Origin of the sequence: Kineococcus glutinatus, from assembly GCF_039542765.1 — a bacterium.
Classification (GTDB): domain Bacteria; phylum Actinomycetota; class Actinomycetes; order Actinomycetales; family Kineococcaceae; genus Kineococcus_A; species Kineococcus_A glutinatus.
Genome location: NZ_BAABIL010000873.1, coordinates 1 through 1,351, shown reverse-complemented (window position 1 = coordinate 1,351; position 1,351 = coordinate 1). Strand labels below are relative to the sequence as shown.

Annotated in this window: 2 protein-coding genes; both read left to right on the top strand. The window is 79.6% G+C overall.

Features of this window, described 5'->3' with window-relative positions; genetic code table 11:
* Positions 1–1,044 (top strand): OmpA family protein (locus ABEB16_RS22230; RefSeq protein ID WP_345714332.1); only part of this gene is annotated, 1,044 nt, incomplete at its 5' end.
* A 106-nt stretch (positions 1,045–1,150) separates the two neighbouring features.
* Positions 1,151–1,351, top strand: a 201-nt coding sequence (locus ABEB16_RS22225) for a hypothetical protein (RefSeq protein WP_345714331.1), incomplete at its 3' end; no start/stop codon positions are given.

Below are 1,351 nucleotides of genomic sequence, written 5' to 3'. Positions count from 1 at the left end.
CCCCTCGTCCTCGTCGACGCCACCTCCGACTCCCCGCTGCCCGGCCTGCCACCGGCCGCGGCGGAGCTGGTGCGGCAGACCTCCGGCGCGGGCGGCACCGTCACGCTGCTGGGCGTCAACGGCGCCGGCGCCGCACCGGTCGTCGTCCTGGACCGGGCCTCGCTGGCCGACCCCTCCGCCGGCAGCGCCCGCGCCCGGCGGATCAGCTCCCTGGCGCCGGCGTGCCTGGAGCAGCAGTTCGCCCGGGCGACGCCCACCGCCACGGGAAGCGACCAGCTGCGCGCGCTGCAGGAGGTCGCCCGCCGCACACCGGCCGAGGGCACGGCGCTCGTGCTCAGCAACGGGATCTCCACCGCCGGCGTCCTGGACATGACCCGGTTGCCGGTGCTGGCGGTGGACGCCGAGGCCGTCGCCGAGGCCGTTCCCGCGGCGGAGCTGCCGCAGGGCGCGGGGCGGACCCTGACCTTCTACGGCCTGGGCGAGACGTCTCCCCCGCTGTCGCAGACCGCGCGCACCTGGGTGGCCGACGTCGTCGTGGCGCTGTGCGAGCGCAGCGGCGCCACCTGCCGGCGCGACGACGCGGTCGGGCGTCTCGCCGACGCCGCCGGCCTCGCCGCGGCCCCCGAGGACGGGCGGGTGCCGTGGCCGGAGCCGGCGACGGTGCAGCTGCCCGACGGCGCCACCCGCACCGACGTGCCGGCGGAGCTGCTGTTCGCCTTCGGCTCGGCGGAGCTGTCCCCCGACGCCGCCGCCGTGCTGGCCGCGGTGGCCGCCGACCTGCGGGGGGCGCGGTCCCTGGAGGTCGTGGGGCACACCGACTCCGCCTGCCCGGTGGACCCGCAGGTGTGCGCGGACCTGTCGCTGCGGCGGGCGCAGGCGGTGGCCGGGCTGCTGCGGGCGCAGGCGTGGGAGGGGCCGGTCCCGGCGGTGGAGGTGCGCGGTGTCGGGCCGGCCGAGCCCCTGGTCGCCGACCGCGGCGCCGACGGGGAGCTGATCCCCGCGGCGGCGGCGCGCAACCGCCGGGTGAGCGTCACCGCACGCTGACAGCCCGGCACCGGGGGTGAGCGCTCGCCTTGCCGGTCGCGGGGCGGTCTGCCTACGGTCGCGGCATCGGGTCCGGGTGCCCCGGACGCGCGGAAGGAGTTCCGCCATGACGACAGGGCCCCCCGCCGGTGGTGGTTGGCCGCCGCCCCAGCACCCCGGGCAGCACCCCGGGCAGCACCCCGGGCAGCACCCCGGGCAGCACCCCGGGCAGCAGGGCTACCCGCAGCCGCACCCCGGCCCGCCGCCGTGGGCGCAGCAGCCACCGCAGCAGCCACCGCAGCAGCCACCGCAGCAGCCACCGCAGCAG